We start from the raw sequence: 25,085 nt of genomic DNA on the forward strand, positions 1-25,085 counted from the left end.
ACACCCAATAGTTTAATCTTGAAATGTTAAAATAATCTTAAAATAAATACAGTTTTTAATGCCTGAGAAATTGATTCAATTTTTGTAATTTTCCAATCGAATGAAACACGCCACATTAATACTTTTTTTATTTACCCTTTCAATTTTCTCTCAAGAACCTATTGAAGCAACGCTAATTAAAAAAACCTTGCTTAATGCTGAGTACTTAGTTTCCGTTAATAATTTTGGTACCTCATTCTATATAAACAACAACGTACTTTATAAAACTCAAGAAGATAAAACCCTAAATTACAACAACCTACAATTGGGAAACATTGAGAGTGCTAACACTTTTAATCCTTTAAAAATTAATCTCTTTTACAAAGATTTCAACACCCTAATAATTCTCGACAACCGCTTATCGGAAATTTTTAAAACCGATTTTAATGCTATTAGCGACTATAAAAATGTTTCGCACGCTTCCACAGGGCATGATAACACCGTTTGGATTTTTAACCAAGACAGCCAAAAACTTGAACTTTTCGATTATAAATCAAGAATATCTCGAGCATATACACAACCCGTGCAAAGCCAAGTTTTAGACTTAAAAAGCAACTTTAATTATTGCTGGTTACTTACTAAAAACCATTTATACACCTATAATTATTTTGGGAGTTTAATAAAAAAAATAGACAACAACGGTTACACTGCTATTGCGACACACAATGAAAACTTGGTGATAATGAAGGGAAGCAACTTGTTTTATCTCAATAAAAGCGACGAACAGCCTGTACCTATTCTTCTTCCTAATTTAATAATAAATCAGTTTTTTGTAATCAATGAAACCTTGTATATTTACACCCACAAAACTTTATACGAGTTTCATTTAAAAATAAAATAACACTATGCATATTGCTATTGCCGGAAATATAGGCGCTGGAAAAACCACTCTCACAAAACTGTTAGCAAAACATTACAATTGGGAAGCTCAATTAGAAGATGTGGTAGATAACCCTTACCTAGACGACTTTTACAACCAAATGGAACGCTGGAGTTTTAACCTGCAAGTGTATTTTTTAAATAGTCGTTTCCGTCAAGTTTTACAAATTCGCGAAAGCGGAAAAGCCATTATACAAGATCGTACTATATACGAAGATGCTCATATTTTTGCCCCTAACTTACACGCTATGGGTTTAATGACGAATCGTGATTTTGAAAACTACAAATCGCTTTTCGAATTAATGGAATCTCTTGTACAAGGTCCGGACATATTAATTTATTTGCGTAGCACCATCCCTAATTTAGTATCTCAAATACATAAACGCGGTCGTGATTACGAAAACTCTATAAGCATAGATTATTTAAGCCGATTAAACGAGCGTTACGAAGCTTGGATACACGGTTACAACAAGGGAAAACTTTTGATAATTGATGTAGATCATTTAGATTTTGTTGATAAACCTGAAGATTTAGGTTTTGTAATAAACACTATTGATGCTGAAATAAACGGGCTGTTTTAGAACAACCTGTTTTTCAAGATATGTATTTGTTTTAAATTGAGGTTTAGTTGTTAATATTACAACACAAATCCGCTTTTTCGAGCATGCTCAATAGCTTCTTCGCTAGTTTCAACCAATAAAACAGGTGTCGTTTTATAATCATTAAACAACCCAGAAACACGTAGCATTTTCTTTTTGTGCTTAACACTGCGCAAATAAATAGCTAAAATTCTATTGGGGAATACCTGAGCAATTTCAATATAAATATCCGGATCGTGCTCTCCACAATCACCAATTAAAATAAACTTTAAGTCTGGGTAAGATTTTAATAAATTAATAATCTCTTTTTGCTTCTCAGGCTTCTCATCTTTAGGTTTTCGTTTAAAAACACTCGGAAACTTTCTAAGAATAATGGGTCCGTTTGGAAAATTATTTTGCTTTAAAAAATAATCTAAATAGCGATACAAGTTCCATGGACTATGGCTTACATAAAAAATAGGATTTGCTTCATGTTCCTCTTTCCCTTTATGCAATAACTTATAAAATGCAGCGGCACCTTCTAAAGGCAATCGCTTTCCGGCAGATTTTAAAAACGTATTAAAAAGCACGCGCCATTTAAACATAGAAACAATACCGGTGTGTAAAATAGTATCATCTATATCGCTAATAACACCAAAATTAGCACTTTTACAAGGAATAAGCATATGAGCCGAAAACTTGTTTTCTGATTGAATTAAACGTTTAACAATCTTATTTTTAAAAGAAAATTCAAACCTAACCCAACCTTCATCATCTTGATATTCACTAATATCATCAACAATTTCATCTAACAAAAAATAACCTCTTTCGTCCGTTTTGGTGTAAAACACATGATTGTCTCCAAGGCTAACACTAAGCTCCGCATGTTTTACTTCATCTGTTTCAAAACGTTTCCAAGCATTAATTAGCAGTTTTAAAACACTTTTTTGCTCTAAATTAATGCTTTCATCTTCTATAGCTCGCCCACGCAAATACACACGGTTGCTGGTACCGTAAGTTTGAAATGCTATAATTTGAACAGGATCTTTTTTAAACATATAGATTGTAAAAATACAAAAAACCACTCTTCCACGTGGTTTTTCAAAATTACTAAAAAAAGAAGTCTAACCTAATTTAAAACCTCTTCTTCAACTTTATTTATATCTTTTTCTAATTCAATTAAAACACCTTTAGCATCTTCACCTAAAGCAGCAAGGCTTTTCTTTACTTCATCTTTGGTTCCTTCAAAATTCTCGTAAGTTGTAGAACCTTCTCCATTTTTTGTAGTTACCGTTTTCACTATGGCTTTAACAGTACCGTCTTCATTTTTATGAACTTCAACATTCACTTGTTTTTTAACCTCAACTTTTTCTATAATTTCCGTGTTATTTACATGAGCCACAACACTATCGGTAGATAATGCTATACTTGGTGCAATAACCAAAGCTACAACCGACATCAACTTTAAAAGAATGTTTAATGATGGTCCAGAGGTATCTTTAAAAGGATCTCCAACGGTATCACCTACAACAGCGGCTTTATGCGCATCGGTTCCCTTTTTACCTTGCTCCTCTATAGTTTTTTTAGCATTATCCCATGCACCACCAGCGTTAGATTGAAAAATAGCCATAAGTACACCACAAGTGGTTACACCCGCCAAAAGGCCACCTAACATTTCGGCTCCACCTATAAAACCAACAGCTACAGGTACTGCAATAGCTAATAACCCAGGAAAAACCATTTCTTTTATAGATGCCTTTGTAGAAATATCTACACATTTATCGTATTCGGCATAACCATCGGCTGCATCAAAAATAGCACGATCTTCTTTGGTGGCCTTCGTCATATCCGAATCGTATTTACGCATCACAGCTAAAGCCGCTTTTAACTGCGGAATATCTCTAAACTGACGACGCACCTCTTCTATCATAGCCATTGCAGCACGACCAACCGCATTCATTGACAAGGCAGAAAACACAAATGGAAGCATACCACCAACTAATAACCCTGCCATGATTGTTGGTTGAGACACATCGATTGCGGTAACATTAGCTGTTTTCATGAAAGCCGCAAATAACGCTAACGCTGTTAAGGCTGCGGAAGCAATAGCAAAACCTTTACCTACTGCTGCAGTTGTATTACCAACAGCATCTAGTTTATCTGTACGTTCACGAACTTCACTTGGCAACTCTGCCATTTCTGCAATCCCGCCGGCATTATCACAAATTGGTCCATAAGCATCCACTGCTAACTGAATACCTGTATTTGCTAACATACCAACCGCTGCAATTGCAATACCGTATAATCCAGCAAAGTGATGCGATACAATAATAGCCGCAGCAATTAAAAGAATTGGAATAGCGGTAGACATCATCCCCACACCTAAACCTGCAATAATATTTGTTGCAGCTCCAGTTTCCGATTGTTCTACTATAGACATTACTGGTCTTTTACCTGTAGCTGTGTAATATTCTGTTACTTTACCAACAGCTAAACCTGCGACTAAACCAGCAATAGTTGCCCAAAAGACACCCATAGCTCCAAATGGCAATCCTTCTACAGATTCAGGCAACAAGGCATTAATAATAAAATAAGATGCTATAACCATTAAACCTGCAGAACCAAATTCTCCAATGTTTAATGCTGTTTGTGGATTTCCTCCATCTTTTACTTTTACAAAAAAGGTTCCTAATATAGACATTACAATACCAACAGCTCCTAATACTAAGGGAAGGTAAACCGCACCCAAACCATTAAAATCCGGAGTTAAAATAAATGCTCCTAAAACCATAGTACCAATAATAGACCCTACGTAAGATTCAAATAAATCGGCTCCCATACCTGCAACATCACCAACGTTATCACCAACATTATCTGCAATAGTTGCTGGGTTTAATGGATGATCTTCAGGAATACCTGCTTCAACCTTACCAACAAGATCGGCACCAACATCGGCTGCTTTAGTATATATACCACCACCAACACGAGCGAATAAAGCAATAGATGAGGCTCCCAAAGAAAAACCTGAAAGCACATTTAATACCATCGCTAAATTTTCTGCACCAGGCCACAAGTTTTGATAAATCATAAATAAGCCACTTAAGCCTAAAATTCCTAAACCAACAACTCCAAGTCCCATTACGGCTCCACCAGCAAAGGCAACTTCTAAAGCTCGCCCCAAAGATGTTCTAGCGGCTTGTGTGGTTCTTACATTCGCTTTGGTAGCAACCTTCATACCTATAAATCCTGCAAGTGCAGAACATATAGCTCCAATAACAAACGAAACGGCTACAATACCGCTCGATCCAACTTCCGATATACCTTTGAAGTATAACAAAATGGCTACGGCTACCACAAAAATTGATAAAATTTTATATTCTGCTTTTAAAAAAGACATGGCGCCATCGGCAATATTTTTGGCAATCCGAATCATTTTTTCATCGCCTTGGTCCTGCTTAGTCACCCAAGCACTTTTAATAAAGACGAACACTAATGCACCTACCCCGAAGAGTGGTAATAATTTGATTATTAATTCCATAAGAGTTAGTTGATTTTTGGTTGTTGTTAATTTTACCAAGCTAAAAATAAGGAAATATAATTAATAAAAAAAGCCACCTTTAGTTAAAGATGACTCATTTATTTTACGATATTTTAAGAATACACTAATTAGATAGTAAAAGTGCGTTTTTTCTTGTGCTCGCTTTTATCATAACGATCTACACATTCATGGTAAATTTTAATTGCTTGTTCAGCATTTCCCCAACCACCTGTATCAACTTTTTTCTTCTCTAAATCTTTATAAACTTGGAAAAAATGTTCTATTTCTTTTAATCTGTGTGGGTTTAAATCAGCTATATCCATTTTGTTACTCCAAATAGGATCTGATACCGGTACACAAATAATTTTTTCGTCTGGTCCTTTTTCATCCGTCATGTAAAACACACCAATTGGACGAACTTCCATTACAACCATTGGAAATGTTGGCTGATGACCTAAAACTAGCACATCTAAAGGATCTTTATCTAACGCTAGAGTTTCTGGAATAAATCCATAATCACCAGGATACATCATTGAAGAAAATAACATACGATCAAAACGAATTTTGTGTAATGTAAAATCGTATTCGTATTTATTTCTACTCCCTTTAGGTATTTCAATTAAAACATCAAAAGTTAACGGTTGTTGTTTCTTGCTCATATTAAATCTTATTTTATTTTTCTTCTAAAAGAGAAGAATCTTAATTTTCTGTAATCAAGGTACAAATGTACTGAACACGAAAGCAGTAAACAAGATAAAAACACGTGTTTTAATACTAAATTGAAAGCTTAATTCTAATTTTACCTTATATTAATTAAGAATTAAAAAGATACACATTGTAATTCAATTCGTGTTTTATTTGAAAATCCGGGCTATTTCTCCATAAACCCCTTACATTAATTACAAAACTTATCCATAATTAGTATCTTGTGTTTTTTTAAAACCAATGATATATAAGCGTCATAATATGAGACTACTCCCAATTTTAATCATAACTATTTTAGTTAATTTCAATTTAACGGCACAAACCCAACCGTGGCAAGGTAAATTCGAACCTATCGATAATTTAATTGCTCCACCAAACACTTACAGAACAGCTAGTGGTGCTCCCGGCAGAGATTATTGGCAGCAACGCGCTAACTATAACATTAAAGCGACTATAGACGAAAAAACCAACACCCTTTCAGGGGAAGAAACCATAACCTATTTTAATAATTCTCCAGATGAATTATCATACTTATGGCTTCAATTAGAGCAAAACGTAAACAAAAAAGAAAACGAAGATTTTGGTAGTATTAATAATGAAGTAAAAGATTTTATTACCACCCGGAAAATGCAATTTCTAACCCGCGCTATCGATTTTCCTGCTGGCTACTCCATAAAAGAAGTAAAGGATACAAATAATGACAATCTAAAAATATTGATTAACAACACCATGATGAAGGTTAAGTTAAATGCGCCTTTAAAATCTGGTGAACAAATTAGTTTTTCAATCTCGTGGTCTTACCCAATAACAGATAGAAGTATGTATACGCTTTCGCGAGAAGGGTATGAATACTTTCCGGAAGATGATAACAGTGCCTTTTTAATTGCACATTGGTTTCCTAGAATGGCCGTATATAGCGATACTGAAGGTTGGCAAAACCAACAATTTCAAAAACTTGGTGAGTTTGCTTTAGAATTTGGAGATTACGATGTTGAAATTACAGTACCTGCCGATCATGTTGTTGCTGCAACTGGTACGCTAGAGAACAGCGAATCTGTATTAAACAAAACACAACTTAAACGCTTAAAGCAAGCCAAAGCTTCTTTTGACAAACCGGTAATCATTATTACTGAAGAAGAAGCCGACCTTAATAAGAAAACAAAATCTAACAATAAAAAAACTTGGAAGTTTAAAGCTGAAAATGTACGTGATTTTGCTTTTGCTTCATCTAGAAAATTTATGTGGGATGCACAAGCTGTAAAACTACCAAGCCATACAGTTATGGCTATGTCACTTTACCCAAAAGAGGGCTTACCTGTTTGGCAAGAAGTCTCTACAAAAGCGGTAAAAAACGCCTTAGAGGTTTACTCTAACGCTACTTTCGATTACCCTTATCCTGTTGCTATTTCGGTTAACACATCTAACATAGGTATGGAATTCCCAATGATTAGTTTCAACGGAGGCCGCCCAACAAATGGTAAAATAAGCGAAAAGGCTAAAGCAAGCATGATTGGTACAATTATACATGAAGTAGGGCACAATTGGTTCCCTATGATTGTAAGTTCTGATGAGCGTAAATGGATGTGGATGGACGAAGGATTAAACACCTTTTTACACCAACGTACTTTAAAGGAAAGATACCCTTCTTACAGCCACGTAACTCCGAAAAAAATTGTTGCTTTTATGATGGGAGATAAAAACATACTACGCCCAATTATGACAAATTCAGATAATGAATTATTCAACCAATTTGGAGCGAATTTCTATATGAAACCAACTGTAGGATTACAAATGCTGCGTAACTCTATTATAGGTAAAGACTTATTTGACGAAGCTTTTAGAGAGTACGCCAACCGTTGGAAATACAAACATCCAAACCCAGGAGATTTATTTAGAACCCTAGAAGATGCAACTGCTACCGATTTAGATTGGTTTTATAAAGGATGGTTTTTTACAACCGACCACGTTGATCAAAAACTGCATAATGTAAAATGGTTTACAGTAAAAGAGGAAAACACAAAAACTTCTGAAAATAATAACAATGAAGCAGAAATGGTTGATGACGTTTTTACAGATTTCTCGAACGGGCCACAAGTTATAAATATGACATCTACACCAGATAGAGGATATGGTCAATTTACATCACGCTTAGATGAAAAAGAATTACGCAAACAACTTTCTGGTAAAAACATTTACGAGGTTACGGTAAAAAATATAGGCGGTTTAATAATGCCCGTTATTATTGAATGGGTTTACTCTGATGGATCTTCGGAAATTGATAGAATTCCGGCTCAAATTTGGAGAAGAAATGAATATGAAATTAAAAAGACTTTTATAAAAGCTAAAACAGTTGTTAAGGTGAACTTAGACCCTAACTTTGAGCTTGCCGATACGGATATGAATAATAACACATTCCCGAAAGCAGATTCAACTTCCGACTTTGATCGCTTTAAAGCAAAAAAATCAAACTAAATTAATTTTAAAATACATCGCATAAAAAAGCCAACTAAATTATTTAGTTGGCTTTTTTTATAATCTTAAAATATAGCTTAAATCTAAGCTTCTTTTTCTTTCTTCTTAAAACTCATAATTACCAAAATTATCATTCCGGTAGTAACCGATAAATCGGCCATATTAAAAACACCTGTTCTAAAAACACCTCCTAAATCAATAAAGAAAAAATCGGTTACAGAGCCGTAAACTACACGGTCGTAAACATTAGCAATACCACCACCTATAATGCTAGCAAAAGCAAAAAGTGATAAATTATCTAAACTTGTATCTTTTAAAATATGACGAAGTACAAATGCTAAAACAACAATAGGTAGAATTAACAATAAAATGATTCTTAAGGTTGGATTTAAATCGCTACCCATACCTAAAAAAGCACCGGTATTTTCAACATTCATTAAAATAAAAGCATCTCCAATTAAAGAAATACGTTCACCCGGATGAATATCTGTACGACCAACAATAGTATTTCTAACCCATATTTTCGAAATTTGATCGACAGCAATGGATAAAACAATAACTAGAATAATGTAAATTGAGCGTTTTGTAAGTTTCATCTACTTATTTGTATCTAACGTTGCAGAAGCTGTTTCCGAAGCTCTATTTATTTTTTTAACTAAACCTTGTAAAACTTTACCTGGGCCAACTTCAGTAAATAAGGTAGCACCATCGTTTATCATTTGTTGTACAGATTGTGTCCAACGTACAGGAGCTGTAAGTTGTGAAATTAAATTTGCTTTAATTTCCGACTCATCAGTAATAGCAGTTGCTGTTACGTTTTGATAAATTGGGCAATTTGGCTTGCTAAACGTTGTGTTTTCTATAGCTGCCGCTAACTCCTCACGAGCTGGCTCCATCATTGGTGAGTGAAATGCTCCACCAACTGGTAATACTAAAGCACGTCTTGCTCCAGCTTCTTTTAAAGCCTCACAAGCTTTGTTTATTGCTTCAACTTCTCCCGAAATCACTAATTGACCTGGGCAGTTGTAATTTGCAGCAACAACAACACCATCAATTTCTTCACATACTTTTTCTACTACAGCATCTTCTAAACCTAAAACGGCAGCCATAGTACTTGGTTCTAATTCGCAAGCTTTTTGCATCGCGATAGCACGTTGAGACACCAGTTTTAATCCGTCTTCAAAAGTTAATGCGCCACTAGCTACTAATGCTGAAAATTCACCTAAAGAATGTCCTGCAACCATATCTGGTTTAAAGCTTTCGCCTAGCGTTTTTGCTAAAATTACTGAATGTAAAAATATAGCCGGTTGTGTTACTTTAGTTTCTTTTAAAGCTTCTGCAGTTCCTTCAAACATAATGTCTGTAATAGGAAACCCTAAAATCTCATTAGCTTTTTCGAATAAACTTTGTGCTAAAGGAGAGTTTTCATAAAGGTCTAAACCCATTCCTGAAAATTGTGCCCCTTGGCCTGGAAAAATATATGCGTTCATAATTGGTTCTTTTATTAGTGTTGCAAAAATAGTAATTATTGGCTATTATCAATAGTTTTAATGATTTTAGCGGGATTAACAATAAAATAAATCCTGCCTAGCAATCTATAAATTACCCGTTGCTGCTTCCGCACAACGTTCACCATCCATAGCCGCAGAAACAATACCTCCTGCATAACCTCCACCTTCTCCGCAAGGAAATAAATTGGAAATTTGAGGATGTGCTAAACTCTCTTTTCGAGGAATAGAAACTGGTGATGATGTTCTAGACTCTACACCAACCACATTGGCTTCTTCTGTATAATAACCATTCATTTTTTGTCCGAATGCTTGAAACCCTTTTCGTAACCTACTCCCAATTAATTTCGGTAAAAGCGAATGTAAAGGCGCCGAATTTAATCCCGGTTGGTATGATGTATCATTTAAACTTGAAGATAAATTACCTTCTACAAAATCGGTTAAACGTTGTGCTGGCGCTACTTGACTTCTTCCTCCGGCTGTAAAGGCCAAACGTTCTAAATTCTTCTGATATTCTAAACCTTTTAACGCTCCAAATTGTTCGTATTTAGGTAAATCTTTATTAACATCTATTTCTACTACAATACCCGAATTGGCATATAGATTATTCCGCTTAGACGGCGACATACCATTTACAACAACTTCTCCATTTGCTGTAGCTGCCGGCACAATAAATCCGCCAGGACACATGCAAAATGAATATACACCACGTTCGTTAACTTGCTGTACTAATCCGTAAGATGCAGCTGGTAAAAGTTCATGACGAGCGCCAGAACAATGGTATTGGATAGAATCTATAATATGTTGCGGGTGTTCTACACGAACGCCCATAGCAAAGGATTTGGCCTCTAAAGCAATATCTTTTTTATCTAGTAAATAAAAAATATCTCTTGCCGAATGCCCTGTTGCTAGAATTACCTTATCCACAGGCATTTCTTCTTTATTTAAAAGTTGAATCGCTGTTATACTATTATCTTTAATAACAAAATCGGTAACTCGGGTTTCAAAATGAACTTCTCCACCATAATTTAATATAGTTTCTCGAATATTTTGAACCACTTTCGGAAGCTTATTTGTTCCTATATGTGGGTGTGCATCGACCAAAATTTGATCGGTAGCACCATGAAAAACTAAATTCTCAAAAATACGGCGTACATCACCACGCTTTAAACTTCGAGTGTAAAGCTTTCCATCACTGTAAGTTCCTGCTCCACCTTCACCAAAGCAATAGTTAGAATCTTCGTTTACAAAATGATCTTGATTTATCGCCTTTAAATCACGACGACGATCTTTTACATTTTTCCCGCGTTCTAAAACAATAGGTTTAAAACCAAGTTCTATACAACGCAACGCCGCATACATACCTGCAGGACCGAAACCAATAATATGAACCGGTTTTCCTTTAGATACATCTTTATAATCAAAAGTATAATCGGATGTTTTTGGTAAGGCTTCGCGAATATAAACAGCTACTTTATAGTTCAACATAATCTTAGCCTTTCGAGCATCAATAGATTTTCTTAAAACTTTTACTCCTGTAATATCTTTTCGATCTATTTCTAACTTTAAAGCAGCCTTTAAAACTAGAATATCACTACGTTCTTCTTCTTTTAATGTAATACGAAGTTGAATTTCTTTCACCATAAATATTGAAGTTCTCTAAAGCAACAAACTATTTGCTTTTCTATTTTCTTTCGTAAGTTAAAAACGTAAATTCATAATCGTGCTTATCATCTTTATTATGAAATTTATGAGCAGTTTCTTTCCATATTGAAGAATCTACTTCCGGAAAAAAAGTATCGGCATCAAAGCTTTCATGTACACGTGTTAATTCAATTTTATCAGCAACCTCCATAGCTTGCTTATAGATTTCACCACCACCAATAATATAGGGCTGCGCATCGCTTTTAGAAGCTTTTATAGCTTCTTCTAAACTATTAACTAATATTACACCATCTGGCGCTTTATAATCGGTTTGCCTTGTAATAACAACATGTGTACGGTTTGGTAATGGCTTTGGGAAACTCTCAAATGTTTTACGCCCCATAATGATATGATGGCCATTTGTTAAGCTTTTAAATCGTTTTAAATCGTCACTTAAATGCCAAATAAGTTTATTACCTTTTCCAATGGCATCATTTTCCGCTGCAGCGACAATAATAGTAAGTTCTTGTTTACCTGTGTTTATAGCTTCTTTTACTTTTTGTTTACTTTTGAAAACCTCACTTTTCACAATAAGCTTTTCTTCTTTAACTAATGTACTTTTTAAAGTTTCTATGCGCACTTGTTGTTTTGCTACAAGTTTTTCTAGTTGTTCTTTTTCCCAAGCTTTACCCATAAATTTATGAGTAACAACTACATTAATTAAATGATATACAAAGAAAAATGACCAAGCTAAAATAGCATACAAAAACCATTCTTTACCAAAAAATGTAACCTCTTTACCAATACCTAAAACCGTATTAGCAATTATTAAAAAAACGGCACCAAGAAGAAATATTACAAAATGAATGTACAATCCTTTCTTTTGCCTAATGCGTTTTTGAGCATTTTCTATAAGCTCTAATTGGTCTTTATCGATTTGTGGAGTGGGTCTTTTTTTTCCGAACATGATGTAAAAATAATAGATGTAAAGTTATAACATTTTAATGATATGCCGAAGTTTATTTAATTAGTCGTATTTTAGAGAAACACAAGCCTATTAAGCTTTAAAACTAATTGAAAATCAAGCAAAAAGGCGATTTTACCATTGCTAATAATATAAAATTCAGCCTAATTTTATTATTTACCGTGAAATAATTAGAACCCATATTAATAAATTGATAATTTTTTGATGTTAAGGCGTTTAAATGATAATGAGTTAATAAACTTTTATAAATTTGTATAATAAAACAACATATTTTACTATGGCTATTAAAAAACAATATTTAAAAAGCAAACCAGTTTGTAAAGTTACTTTTACTGTAGAAGCTGAGGCGGCAAAAAAAGTTTCTATTGTTGGGAGCTTTAATGAATGGAACGAAAAAGCAACACCGTTAAAAAAATTAAAGAACGGAACATTTAAAGGCACTGTTGATTTAGATGCTGAGAACTCTTATGAATTCAAATATATAGTTGACGGAGATTACGTTAATGATACTGCAGCAGATTCTTATGTTTGGAGCGATTATGCTTCTGCTGAGAACAGCGTTGTTAGTGTATAATTACATAACAATACGATATAAAAAAGGGTTTCTAAATATTTAGAAACCCTTTTTTATGCTTTATATTTTGCAAATTTTAAATTGCTACTTTTCCTTTTATATGTGGATGTGGATCGTAACCCTCTAAAGTGAAATCATTAAAATCGAAATCGAAAATATCTTTAATTTCAGGATTCATTTTCATTGTTGGTAACGGACGAATATCTCTAGATAATTGCAACTCTAATTGCTCGTAATGGTTACTGTAAATATGCGCATCTCCAAAAGTATGGATAAACTCTCCAGCCTCGTAACCGCAAACCTGAGCCATCATCATGGTGAATAAGGCATAAGAAGCAATATTGAATGGTACACCTAAAAAGATATCTGCACTGCGTTGATAAAGTTGACAAGACAATTTACCATTAGCTACATAAAATTGAAAAAACGCGTGACACGGAGGTAACGCAGCTTTTCCGTTAGCTACATTCTCGCTAAAAGATTTTGAATTATCTGGTAAAACAGAAGGATTCCAAGCAGACACCAACATTCTACGACTATTCGGGTTGGTTTTTAAACTATGGATTACTTCTTTAATTTGATCTATTTCATCACTATTCCAGTTACGCCATTGGTGACCGTAAACAGGGCCGAGATCTCCATTTTCATCTGCCCATTCATTCCAAATACGCACACCGTTTTCGGTTAAATATTTGGTATTGGTATCACCTTTTAAGAACCAAAGCAGCTCATAAATGATAGATTTTAAATGTAGTTTTTTGGTGGTTACCATCGGAAAACCTTCACTTAAATCGAAACGCATTTGGTACCCAAAAACACTTTTGGTTCCTGTACCTGTACGATCTCCTTTTTCATTTCCGTTTTCTAAAACGTGTTTTACTAAGTCGTGATATTGTTTCATATATGTAAATTTTCCACGAAAGTGGAAACTTATAAATTAATAAATAAGAGCAAACTACAATGTAATTTGAGCGCAGACGAAATTAATCAAATTGTTGAAAATGGATATTATTTCGATTTAATAAATATTAGAAAGTTATTAACTAAGCTAATGTAATTCCCTTTCGGGGAAATGTCACGGTTAACCTATCTACCCAATAATCATTCCAGCAATAGTCGCCGAAATTAAAGAAGCAATAGTACCACCAACAAGCGCTTTCATACCAAATTTAGATAAGGTTTTACGTTGCCCTGGAGCAAGAGAACCAATACCACCAATTTGGATACCTATAGAAGCAAAATTAGCAAAACCACAAAGCATGTAAGTTGCCATGATTATCGATTTCTCGTAACTTAAATGCGTAGCATTTGCCGCATTTTTTAAATCACGTAATTGTATGTATCCAATAAACTCGCTGGCTGCCAATTTAATACCTAAAAGTTGCCCCATTAAAGCCATATCTTCTTTAGCTACACCAATAAGCCACATAAGCGGTGCAAAAGCATAACCTAAAATAAGTTCGATAGATAGTTTAGCGTATGATGTGTTACTAGCAATCCAACTGTTTACAGATGTTACATCTCCAACCCAGCCAAGAATACCGTTAAACATAGCTATAAAAGCCACAAACACTAATAACATAGCACCAACATTAACGGCTAGTTTTAAACCTTCGGTAGTTCCGTTTGCAATAGCATCTAAAAAGTTAGATCCTATTTTTTCTTGAGAAACAGAAACATCGGTATTTACTTCTTCTGTTTGAGGGAATAATATTTTTGAAATTACAATAGCACCTGGCGCTGCCATAACAGAGGCTGCTAACAAGTGTTTTGCATAGAATAATCTTAAATCAGCATCATCTCCACCTAAAAAGCCAATGTATGCCGCCAATACAGCTCCCGCAACAGTTGCCATACCACCAATCATTACCAATAGCATTTCAGATTTGTTCATTTTCTCCAAATACGCCTTAATTAAAAGTGGTGCTTCGGTTTGGCCTAAAAAGATATTTCCGGCAACACTTAAACTTTCGGCTCCCGAAATTTTTAATGTTTTAGAAAGCAACCAAGCCATAGCCTTTACGACGCGTTGAATGATACCTAAATAAAATAAAACAGATGTTAATGCAGAAAAGAATATAATAGTTGGTAGCACTTGGAACGCGAAAATAAATCCGAACGTATCCATATCTACCACTAAACCTTCGAAAAGAAACTTACTTCCAGCTCTTGTAAAATCGAGTACGTTTACAAATAAGCCTCCAATAAATTCAAAAATAGTTTTTATGAATTCTACTTTTAAAACGCCAATAGCAATTAAAAGTTGAAAAGCTAAACCGACAACAACAATTTTCCAGTCGATAGCCTTTCTATTGCTACTAAAAAGAAACGCTACAAAAATAAGCGTAACCATACCTAAAACACCACGCCATAAACTGTTTAAAGTAAACCCCTGGCTAGGTATTATAGTTGCAGTTGCTACTTGTGGTTCTGGTTGCACAGACTCGGCAACTTGAGCGACATTTAATTCTGCTTTAGTAACCACTACCGAATCTTGCAGAGCATTGCTAACAGAATCTGTAGTTTGGCTAATTTCGGCAGTTATTGTTTCGTTTACATCCTGTGCCGTTAATGTTGTAGTTAGAACTAAAAAAAAAGCAACAGTAATCAAAAACAACTTATTCATATTATAGACTTAGGTATTATTCTCTTTTGGAAATTTCATCACGAATATGTGCTGCCTTTTCATAATCTTCATTCGAAACGGCTTCTTCTAGTAAGTTGTGAAGTTCTTCGATAGATTTTGCTTTGTAGTTTTCTCCTGGTTCTTGAGGCTCAAGCTCATTTGCAACCAACTCATCCATCAAAATATTATCTTCCGTATCATCATCCTCTTTTTTAGGATTCACTTTTAAGTAAATACCTGCTTTATCAAGAATGTTTTTAAACGTAAAAATTGGAGCTTGAAAGCGAAGTGCTAAAGCTATAGCATCACTAGTTCTGGCATCTATTATTTCTTCAATTTTATCGCGTTCGCAAATTAAACTTGAATAAAAAACGCCATCTACAAGCTTATGGATAATAACTTGTTTTACAACAATATCGAAGCGGTCTGCAAAATTTTTAAATAAATCATGTGTTAAGGGTCTTGGAGGACTAATTTCTTTCTCTAAAGCAATAGCAATAGATTGAGCCTCGAAAGCCCCAATAACTATAGGGAGTTTGCGGTCGCCATCTACTTCATTTAAAATTAATGCATACGCACCATTTTGGGTTTGACTATAGGAAATCCCCTTTATGTTTAATCTTACTAAACTCATAATTAATAAAAACGCAAAGAACTGTTTAAATTAGGACTTTACCAACTGCATGATGGATAAATTCTAATTTAATCAGTTCTGAATATTATTACAATTTAAAAAAAAATATGTTATTGCTGCGCTTTAAAAGCTTTTAATTTCTCGATGAGTTCTGGAATAACCTGAAAAGCATCTCCAACTACTCCGTAATCGGCTGCTTTAAAAAACGGTGCTTCTGGATCTGTATTAACTACAACTTTCACTTTAGAGGCATTAATACCTGCTAAATGCTGAATAGCACCAGAGATTCCGATAGCGATATACAAATTAGATGCTACAGGTTTTCCTGTTTGCCCAACGTGTTCACTATGTGGTCTCCATCCTAAATCTGACACTGGTTTAGAGCAAGCTGTTGCTGCACCTAAAACTTCGGCCAATTCTTCAATCATACCCCAATTTTCAGGACCTTTTAATCCACGACCACCAGAGACTACAATTTCTGCATCTGCAATAGTTACTTTATCTGTGGCTTTATCTACAGACTCAACGTTTACAGCAAATTCTGGAATGGCAGGCGAAAAATCTTCCGCGGAAGCACTACCACTATTTTCTACTAAACCAAATGCATTATTAGAAACTCCAATAATTTTAACTTCGGTGTTTATTTGCGTGTTTTCGAAAGCTTTATTTGTAAAAGCGGGACGTTTAACGGTAAACGGACTTGTGCTAGATGGTGCTGCAACAACATTAGAAGCATAACCTGCATTTAACCCTACCGCTAAAAGTGGCGCTAAATATTTACTATCGGCACTAGAGCTGATAATAATAACTTTAGCACTTTCGTTTTCGGCCGCTTGCTTAATAACATTTGCATAAGCATTGGCATTAAAACTATTTAATTTATCATTATTAACATGTAACACTTTATCTACTCCGTAATTCCCTAAAACAGATGTGTCTGCGGCATTTACGCTAATAGCTGTAACCGTTGTGCCTAATTGGTCTGCAACGGCTTTTGCATAAGAAGCAACTTCTAACGCTGCTTTTTTAAAGTGACCTTGTTCTGATTCTGTATATACTAAAACTGACATAATATATTCTTTATTTTTTTAATTTCCACGGAAGTGAAAATCTCATTAATGATTTTGTAAACTTGAAAAGACTCTGAAATTAAACTCAGACTAACTCCTTTTCTCTAAATAACCTTAGCTTCATTATGAAGTAAGCTTACCAACTCGTCTAAATTATCTGGAGAAACCAAAGTAACTGCACCTTTTGGAGCTGGTTTTTCAAAAGAAACAGATTGTGTTTCAGGAGAAGCTTCTACAGGTTCTGATACTGTTAATGGTTTTTTACGAGCCATCATAATACCACGCATATTTGGAATACGTAAATCACTTTCTTCTACCAATCCTTTTTGTCCACCAACTACTAATGGTAAACTTGTAGAAACGGTTTCTTTACCACCATCGATTTCTCTAACCGCTTTAGCGCTTGTACCGTCTATTTCTAAACCAATACAGCTATTTACAAAATTTGCATTAGTTAAAGCCGCAAGCATACCAGGCACCATTCCGCCATTGTAATCAATAGATTCACGACCAGCAATAACTAAATCGTAACCACCATTACTAACAACATGAGCTAATTGCTTAGCTACAGAAAAAGCATCGGTAGCTACTGTATTTATGCGTATTGCAGCATCTGCACCAATAGCCAAAGCTTTACGTAATGTAGGCTCGGTTTCTGGACCACCAACATTTACAACATCTACACTGGCACCTTGTTTTTCCTTAAACCACATGGCACGTGTTAATCCAAATTCATCATAAGGGTTTATTACAAATTGTACGCCATTGGCATCAAACTTAGTATTGTCTTCTGTAAAATTAATCTTAGAAGTGGTATCGGGAACGTGGCTAATGCACACTAATATTTTCATAATAATCGCTATTTAGTAAGAATATGTTTGTTTGAGTTTACGAAGTTAATTATTTTATTTCGAAAAATACTATGCATGCATAATAAATTTTTGTTTTTATTTTTTAGAAATCAACTAGTTTTTATCTAGAAACAAAACTAAAACTTTTTATAAACACCTTTAAACAAAGGTATAAACAATTATTTAGACCACTGGTTTTAGTTCACACAATATTAACACCCTATCAGGTTTTATTAAAATTTCACATCATGAAAAGTAATAAAAAACCTACTTACAGAAAAGATTTAAATCGAAAACTGAAGCAATCATGATTTAAAACACCTTATTAAAGGGAAGATTATTCCATCCTTCTTAGTGCAATCCGCAATAATCCCCTTTTCTCATTCTTGAGTTTCATCTAAAAACGTTTTTCTTCTGTTAATTTGATAAAAAAACACAGCACTTACTCCCGACTTGAAAATTTCCATAAATCAAAGTGAAAAAAACAATATTTTTCTCGTAGAAAATTTTTAATTTAGCAACTTGATTTAAAATAGATAGAATGAAGACAATTCAATTTAGAGAAGCCATTTGTGAAGCCATGAGTGAAGAAATGCGTCGTGACGAAAGCATTTACTTAATGGGCGAGGAAGTAGCTGAATATAATGGTGCTTACAAAGCATCGAAAGGAATGCTAGATGAGTTTGGAGCAAAACGTGTTATTGATACACCAATTGCAGAGCTTGGTTTTGCAGGTATAGCAATTGGTTCTACCATGACAGGTAACCGCCCGATTGTAGAATACATGACATTTAACTTCTCTTTAGTAGGAATTGATCAAATTATAAACAACGCAGCAAAAATTAGACAAATGTCTGGTGGGCAATTTAACTGCCCTATTGTTTTTCGTGGACCAACAGGTTCTGCAGGACAATTAGGAGCAACACACTCACAAGCTTTTGAGAACTGGTTTGCTAATACACCTGGTTTAAAAGTTGTTGTACCATCTAATCCTTATGATGCAAAAGGACTTTTAAAAGCATCTATTCGCGACGACGATCCGGTTATTTTTATGGAAAGTGAGCAAATGTATGGTGATAAAGGTGAAGTGCCAGAAGGCGAATACATTATTCCATTAGGTGTTGCCGACATTAAACGTGAAGGTACCGATGTTACTATTGTTTCTTTTGGTAAAATTATAAAAGAAGCTTACAAAGCTGCAGACGAATTAGAGAAAGAAGGTATTTCTTGTGAAATTATCGATTTACGTACCGTTCGTCCATTGGATAGAAAAGCGATTGTAGAATCTGTTAAGAAAACAAACAGATTAGTTATTTTAGAAGAAGCTTGGCCTTTTGGGAACGTTGCTACTGAAATTACTTATTTAGTGCAAAGTGAAGCTTTCGATTATTTAGATGCACCAATTATTAAAATAAACACGGCAGATACACCTGCACCTTATTCTCCTGTTCTTTTAGAAGAATGGTTACCGAATAAAGACGAGGTTATTAAAGCTGTGAAAAAAGTTTTATACAAATAAAACAACATATTTTACGTTATTAAAACTTCATTAGCACAACTGTTAGTGAAGTTTTTTCGTATAATAAAATAACCTATTTGTTTTTTTGAAAGGAACACTGTTACAAACAGACTATTAGCTTCTTTTAAATAAAACATACTAAATGCCCCTGATGAAAACGAAATTAGTTTTATTATTTTTCTTTTTTGGATTGCTTTCTATTGTAGCGCAAACCAAAGTGAGCGGTTATATTTTTGACGAATATAAAGAGCCCGTATCTTTTGCAAACGTCTTATTTAAAGGATCGACCCAAGGAACAATAACCGATGAAAACGGAAAATTCTATTTAGAATCTGACGAAACATGGAGTAACCTTATTGTATCCTTTATAGGTTACGAAACTCTAGATGTGCCTTTAACTAAAAAGGTGAATTACGATTTAAGTTTCACTTTAAAAGAAGAAGCCTCTGCCCTAGACCAAGTGTTAATTGTAACAGGTAAGCAGTCTAAAAAAAACAACCCCGCTATAGATTTACTTCGAAAAATTTGGGAAAACAAACGAAGTAATGGCTTAAAACAGTTTAAACAATACGAATACGATAAATACGAAAAAGTAGAATTCGATATTAACACCATAGATAGCGCTTTAATAAAAAGCAAGCTATTTAGAGGCATGGAATTTGTTTTCGACCAAGTCGACACTTCTAATGTTACAGGTAAAACTTATTTACCTATGTTTATAAACGAAGCCGTATCTACCGTTTATGGCGACAATATTATAAACAAAGAAAAAAACGATTTAAAAGGAAACAAAAACTCTGGGTTTAGTGATAACCAAATAATAATCGATTTTGTAGACGACCTTTATAACGACTTTAATGTTTACGACAACTACCTTAAATTTTTCGATAAAAGTTTTGTAAGTCCCTTATCTAAAACGGGTATTAACACTTACAACTATGTATTATCCGATAGCTCCTTTATTGATAATAAATGGTGTTACAACATTATTTACTATCCGCGTAGAAAAAACGAACTGACTTTTAAAGGAGATTTTTGGGTTGCCGATACCACCTATGCTATTAAAGAAATTAACTTACAGGCTTCAAAAAGTGCAAATATAAACTGGGTAAAAGACATTTATATTGAACAAGAATTTGAAGTATTAAACGATTCTTTATTTTTAGTAAAACGTGATTACATGATGAGTGATTTCGCTTTTAGTAAAAAAGAAAAATCGCGTGGTGTTTATGGCAAGCGTACTACTTTGTACAACAATTACGTATTTGATAAAGAGAAAGATAAAAAATTCTACGATGTTGAAGTTTACAATTTCGATAAAGATGTTTACGATCGTGATGATACCTTTTGGTCGGAAAATCGTTTAGAAAGTTTAAATAAAGATGAGCAAGGTGTTTACAAAATGCTCGATACTTTAAAAACAGTTAAAAAATTTAAACGCCTTTATAATTTAGGAAGTATTTTAACCTCAGGTTATATCGAGTTTAACTCATTACCTCTAGATTACGGACCAATATTTTCAACTTTTGGATTTAATGAAGTTGAAGGTTTACGCTTGCGTGCAGGTGGTAGAACATATTTTGGAAAAAACGATTTATGGCGTTTAGAAGGTTTTATGGCTTATGGTTTTAGAGATGATAAAGTAAAGTATGGCATTTCTGGAAAATGGCTAGTTGATAAAAAGAGTCGTTTAATTATTTCTGGAGGAAACAGACGCGATGTAGAGCAAATTGGAGCGAGCTTAACCACAAGTTCTGATGTTTTAGGACGAAGCTTAGCATCATCTTCTGTAGTAGGCACAAGCACCAACGACAAGTTAACCTCTATAAACTTAACCAGTTTAGCTGTTGAAGCAGAACCATGGCGCAATGTTATTTTTAGATTAGGCGGTAACTACCGTACTTTAGAATCGGCATCTCCAACCTTTAGTTTAGACTACAATACGCCTGATGGATTAGAATCGGAAATTAAACAATTCGAATCGTCTTTATCAATGTCTTATTTCCCGAAACGAAAAATGACAGGTTTTGGCGTAGAGCGTTTAAATGCTAACGATGATTACGCACGTCTTTTTGCGCAAATAACACGTGGAGATAAAGCCATATTCGATGGTGATTTTAACTACACTAAACTTCAGTTCTCATATATCCAACCTTGGCAAATTGGTGGCTTTGGCCGCTTAACCACAACGGTAGAAGCAGGTAAAACCTTTGGTGAAGTACCATTAGGTTTATTAAGCGTTATACCAGGAAACCAATCGTATTTTTCAATATACAATACCTTTTCTCAATTAGACTTTTACGAGTTTGTTTCAGATACTTATGGATCTGTACATTTAGAACATAACTTTAACGGACGTTTATTTTCTCGAATCCCGTTTTTACGTAAACTAAATTTAAGAGAAATAGTGAGTTTCCGTGGCGTTATAGGGGAGCTATCTGATGAGAACTTCGCATTAAGTAACACAGGCTTGCCAAATAGCATTCCGTTAGCAGCGCCATCTAAAAAGCCATACTACGAATATGGTTTTGGTATTGGAAACATTTTTAAAGTATTTAGAATAGATTTTAATTTTAGAGGAAATTACTTAAATGAAGTTGAATATCCAGACGCTAGAAAGTTTGGAGTTACCGGAAGCTTCGGGTTTAACTTCTAGAACCTTATTTATATACAGAAAACGCACAAAGGCAGTAGTTGTCTTTGTGCGTTTTTTTTTGCGACTAAGTAAGCTTGCGCTTAAATATAAAACTTATAAATTGAAGTAGAATTTCCTGAGTACCTTCTTATAAAAAACGATACAAAGAAGCCTTTTAATAAATTTTACGTTTCTGAAACCAAATACCTTCTAAACTTAAGTTTATAGAAAATAAATGGTAATTTTCCTTTATTAAACCGCTTGAAATGGTGCCTTTATTTCCATAAGAATAACTAAAGTTAATCATAGAACTTGTATCACGTTTTAATGGCACACCAATACCAAAATTTATAGCAGAATTACTAATTCGGGTGTTATCTATTTCAATATTTCCGTTATCGTAATTAAATCCTGCACGATACTCTAAGCGGTTAAAAAACTTTAATTGGTTTCCTTTACTTTTAAATTGTAATCCAGCTCCGAAGAAATCTTGATCTACAAAAGTTCCTATTTGATCCGATTGATTGGTATCATCCCAAAAACTTTTCTTGTAATCTAAACTCACCGTAAAAGCTTCTTGAAGTGTAGTTTGCAAACCTAAACCAAATTCTAAAGGCAACTTAAAGTCATCTAAATCAGAATCGGTTTCAAAAACCTCGGTAGTAACGTCGGTGGAAATGGTGGTTGTCCCAATTGTATCACCACTAAGGGTTGCTGGTAAATTAACCACCCCACCAACGGAGAGATTTTTAGCTATATCGTATTGAAATCCTGCACCCAAACGCAGTCCTGAATAGCGACTATCTTCATCTATTAAAATAGAGCTGTAACTGTCGGCAAAAATATAGTTGGTTTCTGTTTCGGTAATTTTTCCAAAAAGCGCAGATGCTGTTATTCCTAATCTAAAATTATCAGTTAACGAGTAACCATAATTCATCTTTAAATCGTTTATTCCACCTTCACCTTCAACCGTTGTGTTAAACAAATTTGTGCTACCTTCAATATAACTTTCTATTCCAGAAATGGTATATCCCACACTAGTAAACGGAATTAGAGTTATTCCGAATCCTGATTTCTCGTTAATAGGAAAAGCAATACCAATGTTAGAAAAGTTGGCTGTAATGCTAGAATTAGAACTCGCTCCTTCTGCCGAAGTATTTGTTTCTCCTTTAAAACCAAAATCGTAGAAAAAAGCGTTTTTAGGAATCGCTCCAAATGATGCCGGATTCGAGTTATTTATAAACGTACTCGATGGTATGGCAATGCCCGATTTTCCTAAACCATTTATTTTACCTGTACCAATATCGTTGGTTAAACCTAAACCGTAAAGCGAATAAGGCGAACTCGATAAGGCATTGGATTGAGCAAAAACTTGACCAGAAAAGACAAGTAAAACGATGCAAAGTGCTATATATTTAGTCTTCATAAATGGCATAAGTTAATTCTAGTTTCAGTTTTAAATCTTCGCTCGAAGCTTCTTCTGCATTAAAAATATAGCGATCTACAGATTGATTGAAATCTTGTCCGTAAATAGCTAAATATAAATTATCATTATACGTAGCATCTAACTTTAAGTTTAGAAAATACGTAACAGGAATAGAATAGGTTAAGGTTTTAAATTCCTCATCGTAAGCCTCTAAAAGACCATAAGCAGTTTCACCTGCGGCATTGGTAAGTGTGCTATAAATATCTCCTTTTCTATCAATTAAAAACACACTCAGCGAATCGCGAATAGATAAGTTATCGGAAGATGAGTTTTGCTTTATAGACACCTTTAAACTTGCATTTAAAATGCTTCCATTTCCTTCAATATCATTAATGCGTTCCACATAAGGAATATCTATTCGAGTCGCTAAACCTGTTCCCGATTGTGCAAAACTATTATCATCGGTATCTGTACTAAAAAGTTGTGTTTCTTCACTTTCTAGATCTGCAAAATAAGTGCTCGTATAATCGCTAGAAACATTATGAAAGCTGTTAGTAGAGTTTAAGTAAAACTCAATAGTCTGGCTATCCTCAACTTCAACCTCATCATCTTCCGAGTAGTATAAACGCAAAAAACTACTAGTCGCAAACCCTAAAACACTAGAATTGCTATCGTCTGGATTTACTAAAAGCCCTTTGTATTGATTTAAAAACTCATCGCTTGTAGTAATTTCATTATCTCTTATTTTTTCATATAATTCCTTACCAAAAACATCGCTAATACTAATATGGAGCGAATCTTCTTTTATTGGATAAGGCTGAAATGTTTTTGTACCAATAGCCGTTTCACTAACCTCAAAATTGGTAGTGTTATAAAAATAACCGTCATCACTTTTAATATCATCCAAAATATTAAAAACGTTAATAGTTTGCGTTTGTGTAGTATCGTTATAAAAGTAGTTATCGTACTTTAAAATTAATGCGATAGAATCGTAAGCTGCCTCATTATCTATACTTGCAAAAGGGTATGCTAACTGTAAATAACTTTTTGCTTTAGTTTTCCCGAAAACGTCATCGGTATAAGCGCCAACTAAAAGTCTACTACTATTAGAAACCGCAATAGAATCGAACTTAAAGGTAGAAGCATTTACCGTCATAGAATCGATAAAGTAGACTTTAGTATCTACTTGTATCCAATCTTCTCCCACGGGAACTGCGGTATCATCTCCTTCACAAGCCATAAAAAACGCTAGGCCCATAAAAATTAATGACACAGAAAAGAACTGTTTCATTTTCATATAAAATCTTTTTTTTATGCGAACCTAAATAAACACTTCATTTAAATAAAACATGTTATACAAAGGCCTTGTTTTAGTATGCCAATACCCTTATTTAACCGACCA

The 25,085-nt window shown here is 34.2% G+C and carries 20 protein-coding genes; 6 read left to right on the forward strand and 14 right to left on the reverse strand.

All coding sequences use genetic code 11. The annotated features are described in order from the left end of the window. The first annotated feature begins 100 nt into the window (after positions 1–100). Positions 101–880, forward strand: a complete 780-nt coding sequence (locus tag V6246_RS07980; protein WP_341559932.1) for a hypothetical protein — start codon at positions 101–103, stop codon at positions 878–880. A 4-nt stretch (positions 881–884) separates the two neighbouring features. After that, positions 885–1,499, forward strand: coding sequence for a deoxynucleoside kinase (locus V6246_RS07985; RefSeq protein WP_159018428.1), 615 nt, complete (start codon positions 885–887; stop codon positions 1,497–1,499). Positions 1,500–1,555: 56 nt separating this feature from the next. Here V6246_RS07985 and V6246_RS07990 read toward each other — a convergent pair whose 3' ends face one another. From V6246_RS07990 to V6246_RS08000, 3 genes are all read right to left on the reverse strand, one after another. After that, positions 1,556–2,554 (reverse strand): App1 family protein, encoded by a 999-nt coding sequence (locus V6246_RS07990; RefSeq protein WP_341559933.1) that lies wholly within the window; start codon positions 2,552–2,554, stop codon positions 1,556–1,558. Positions 2,555–2,625: 71 nt separating this feature from the next. Then, positions 2,626–5,034 carry a sodium-translocating pyrophosphatase gene (locus V6246_RS07995; RefSeq protein WP_341559934.1) on the reverse strand — a complete coding sequence of 803 codons (2,409 nt, stop codon included), beginning with the start codon at positions 5,032–5,034 and terminating at the stop codon, positions 2,626–2,628. 128 nt (positions 5,035–5,162) lie between these two features. Next, complete coding sequence (locus V6246_RS08000; protein ID WP_042502653.1) at positions 5,163–5,693, reverse strand: inorganic diphosphatase; 531 nt, start codon at positions 5,691–5,693, stop codon at positions 5,163–5,165. Positions 5,694–6,000: 307 nt separating this feature from the next. Here V6246_RS08000 and V6246_RS08005 point away from each other — a divergent pair, with 307 nt between their 5' ends. Further along, positions 6,001–8,211 (forward strand): M1 family metallopeptidase, encoded by a 2,211-nt coding sequence (locus tag V6246_RS08005; protein ID WP_341559935.1) that lies wholly within the window; start codon positions 6,001–6,003, stop codon positions 8,209–8,211. An 83-nt stretch (positions 8,212–8,294) separates the two neighbouring features. Here the strand turns inward: V6246_RS08005 and lspA are convergent, their stop codons facing one another. The 4 genes from lspA to V6246_RS08025 all read right to left on the reverse strand — a co-directional run bounded on the left by lspA (position 8,295) and on the right by V6246_RS08025 (position 12,330). Continuing rightward, a complete protein-coding gene (lspA, locus tag V6246_RS08010) occupies positions 8,295–8,807 on the reverse strand; it encodes a signal peptidase II (protein ID WP_341559936.1) in 513 nt (170 codons plus the stop codon). Beyond that, positions 8,808–9,701, reverse strand: a complete 894-nt coding sequence (gene fabD, locus V6246_RS08015) for an ACP S-malonyltransferase (RefSeq protein WP_341559937.1) — start codon at positions 9,699–9,701, stop codon at positions 8,808–8,810. Between the two features lie 105 nt (positions 9,702–9,806). Beyond that, positions 9,807–11,363 (reverse strand): NAD(P)/FAD-dependent oxidoreductase, encoded by a 1,557-nt coding sequence (locus tag V6246_RS08020; RefSeq protein ID WP_341559938.1) that lies wholly within the window; start codon positions 11,361–11,363, stop codon positions 9,807–9,809. A 40-nt stretch (positions 11,364–11,403) separates the two neighbouring features. After that, on the reverse strand, positions 11,404–12,330 hold the full coding sequence (locus V6246_RS08025) for a dihydrofolate reductase (protein WP_341559939.1): 927 nt from the start codon (positions 12,328–12,330) through the stop codon (positions 11,404–11,406). 295 nt (positions 12,331–12,625) lie between these two features. Here V6246_RS08025 and V6246_RS08030 point away from each other — a divergent pair, with 295 nt between their 5' ends. Beyond that, positions 12,626–12,922, forward strand: coding sequence for an isoamylase early set domain-containing protein (locus tag V6246_RS08030; RefSeq protein WP_304405701.1), 297 nt, complete (start codon positions 12,626–12,628; stop codon positions 12,920–12,922). Between the two features lie 76 nt (positions 12,923–12,998). Here V6246_RS08030 and V6246_RS08035 read toward each other — a convergent pair whose 3' ends face one another. From V6246_RS08035 to V6246_RS08055, 5 genes are all read right to left on the reverse strand, one after another. Continuing rightward, positions 12,999–13,823 carry a thymidylate synthase gene (locus V6246_RS08035; protein WP_341559940.1) on the reverse strand — a complete coding sequence of 275 codons (825 nt, stop codon included), beginning with the start codon at positions 13,821–13,823 and terminating at the stop codon, positions 12,999–13,001. A gap of 189 nt (positions 13,824–14,012) precedes the next feature. Beyond that, complete coding sequence (locus V6246_RS08040; protein WP_341559941.1) at positions 14,013–15,548, reverse strand: NupC/NupG family nucleoside CNT transporter; 1,536 nt, start codon at positions 15,546–15,548, stop codon at positions 14,013–14,015. Positions 15,549–15,564: 16 nt separating this feature from the next. Continuing rightward, positions 15,565–16,182: a bifunctional nuclease family protein gene (locus V6246_RS08045; protein ID WP_042502640.1), complete on the reverse strand. Its 618-nt coding sequence runs from the start codon at positions 16,180–16,182 to the stop codon at positions 15,565–15,567. Between the two features lie 110 nt (positions 16,183–16,292). Then, on the reverse strand, positions 16,293–17,252 hold the full coding sequence (locus V6246_RS08050; RefSeq protein WP_074937055.1) for an electron transfer flavoprotein subunit alpha/FixB family protein: 960 nt from the start codon (positions 17,250–17,252) through the stop codon (positions 16,293–16,295). Between the two features lie 104 nt (positions 17,253–17,356). Further along, the gene (locus tag V6246_RS08055; RefSeq protein WP_042496682.1) at positions 17,357–18,103 is read right to left on the reverse strand and encodes an electron transfer flavoprotein subunit beta/FixA family protein; all 747 of its coding nucleotides are present in this window, start codon (positions 18,101–18,103) and stop codon (positions 17,357–17,359) included. Between the two features lie 541 nt (positions 18,104–18,644). Here V6246_RS08055 and V6246_RS08060 point away from each other — a divergent pair. After that, on the forward strand, positions 18,645–19,622 hold the full coding sequence (locus V6246_RS08060; RefSeq protein ID WP_341559942.1) for a pyruvate dehydrogenase complex E1 component subunit beta: 978 nt from the start codon (positions 18,645–18,647) through the stop codon (positions 19,620–19,622). 151 nt (positions 19,623–19,773) lie between these two features. Beyond that, positions 19,774–22,278, forward strand: coding sequence for a DUF5686 and carboxypeptidase-like regulatory domain-containing protein (locus V6246_RS08065; RefSeq protein WP_341559943.1), 2,505 nt, complete (start codon positions 19,774–19,776; stop codon positions 22,276–22,278). 154 nt (positions 22,279–22,432) lie between these two features. Here the strand turns inward: V6246_RS08065 and V6246_RS08070 are convergent, their stop codons facing one another. After that, positions 22,433–23,683, reverse strand: coding sequence for a hypothetical protein (locus V6246_RS08070; RefSeq protein ID WP_341559944.1), 1,251 nt, complete (start codon positions 23,681–23,683; stop codon positions 22,433–22,435). Further along, positions 23,673–24,974, reverse strand: a complete 1,302-nt coding sequence (locus V6246_RS08075; protein WP_341559945.1) for a DUF4270 family protein — start codon at positions 24,972–24,974, stop codon at positions 23,673–23,675. The genes V6246_RS08070 and V6246_RS08075 overlap by 11 nt, the downstream gene beginning before the upstream one ends. Positions 24,975–25,085 lie beyond the last annotated feature (111 nt).

The organism is Algibacter sp. TI.3.09 (genome assembly GCF_038154905.1).
In the GTDB taxonomy this organism is placed as follows: Bacteria; Bacteroidota; Bacteroidia; order Flavobacteriales; family Flavobacteriaceae; genus Algibacter.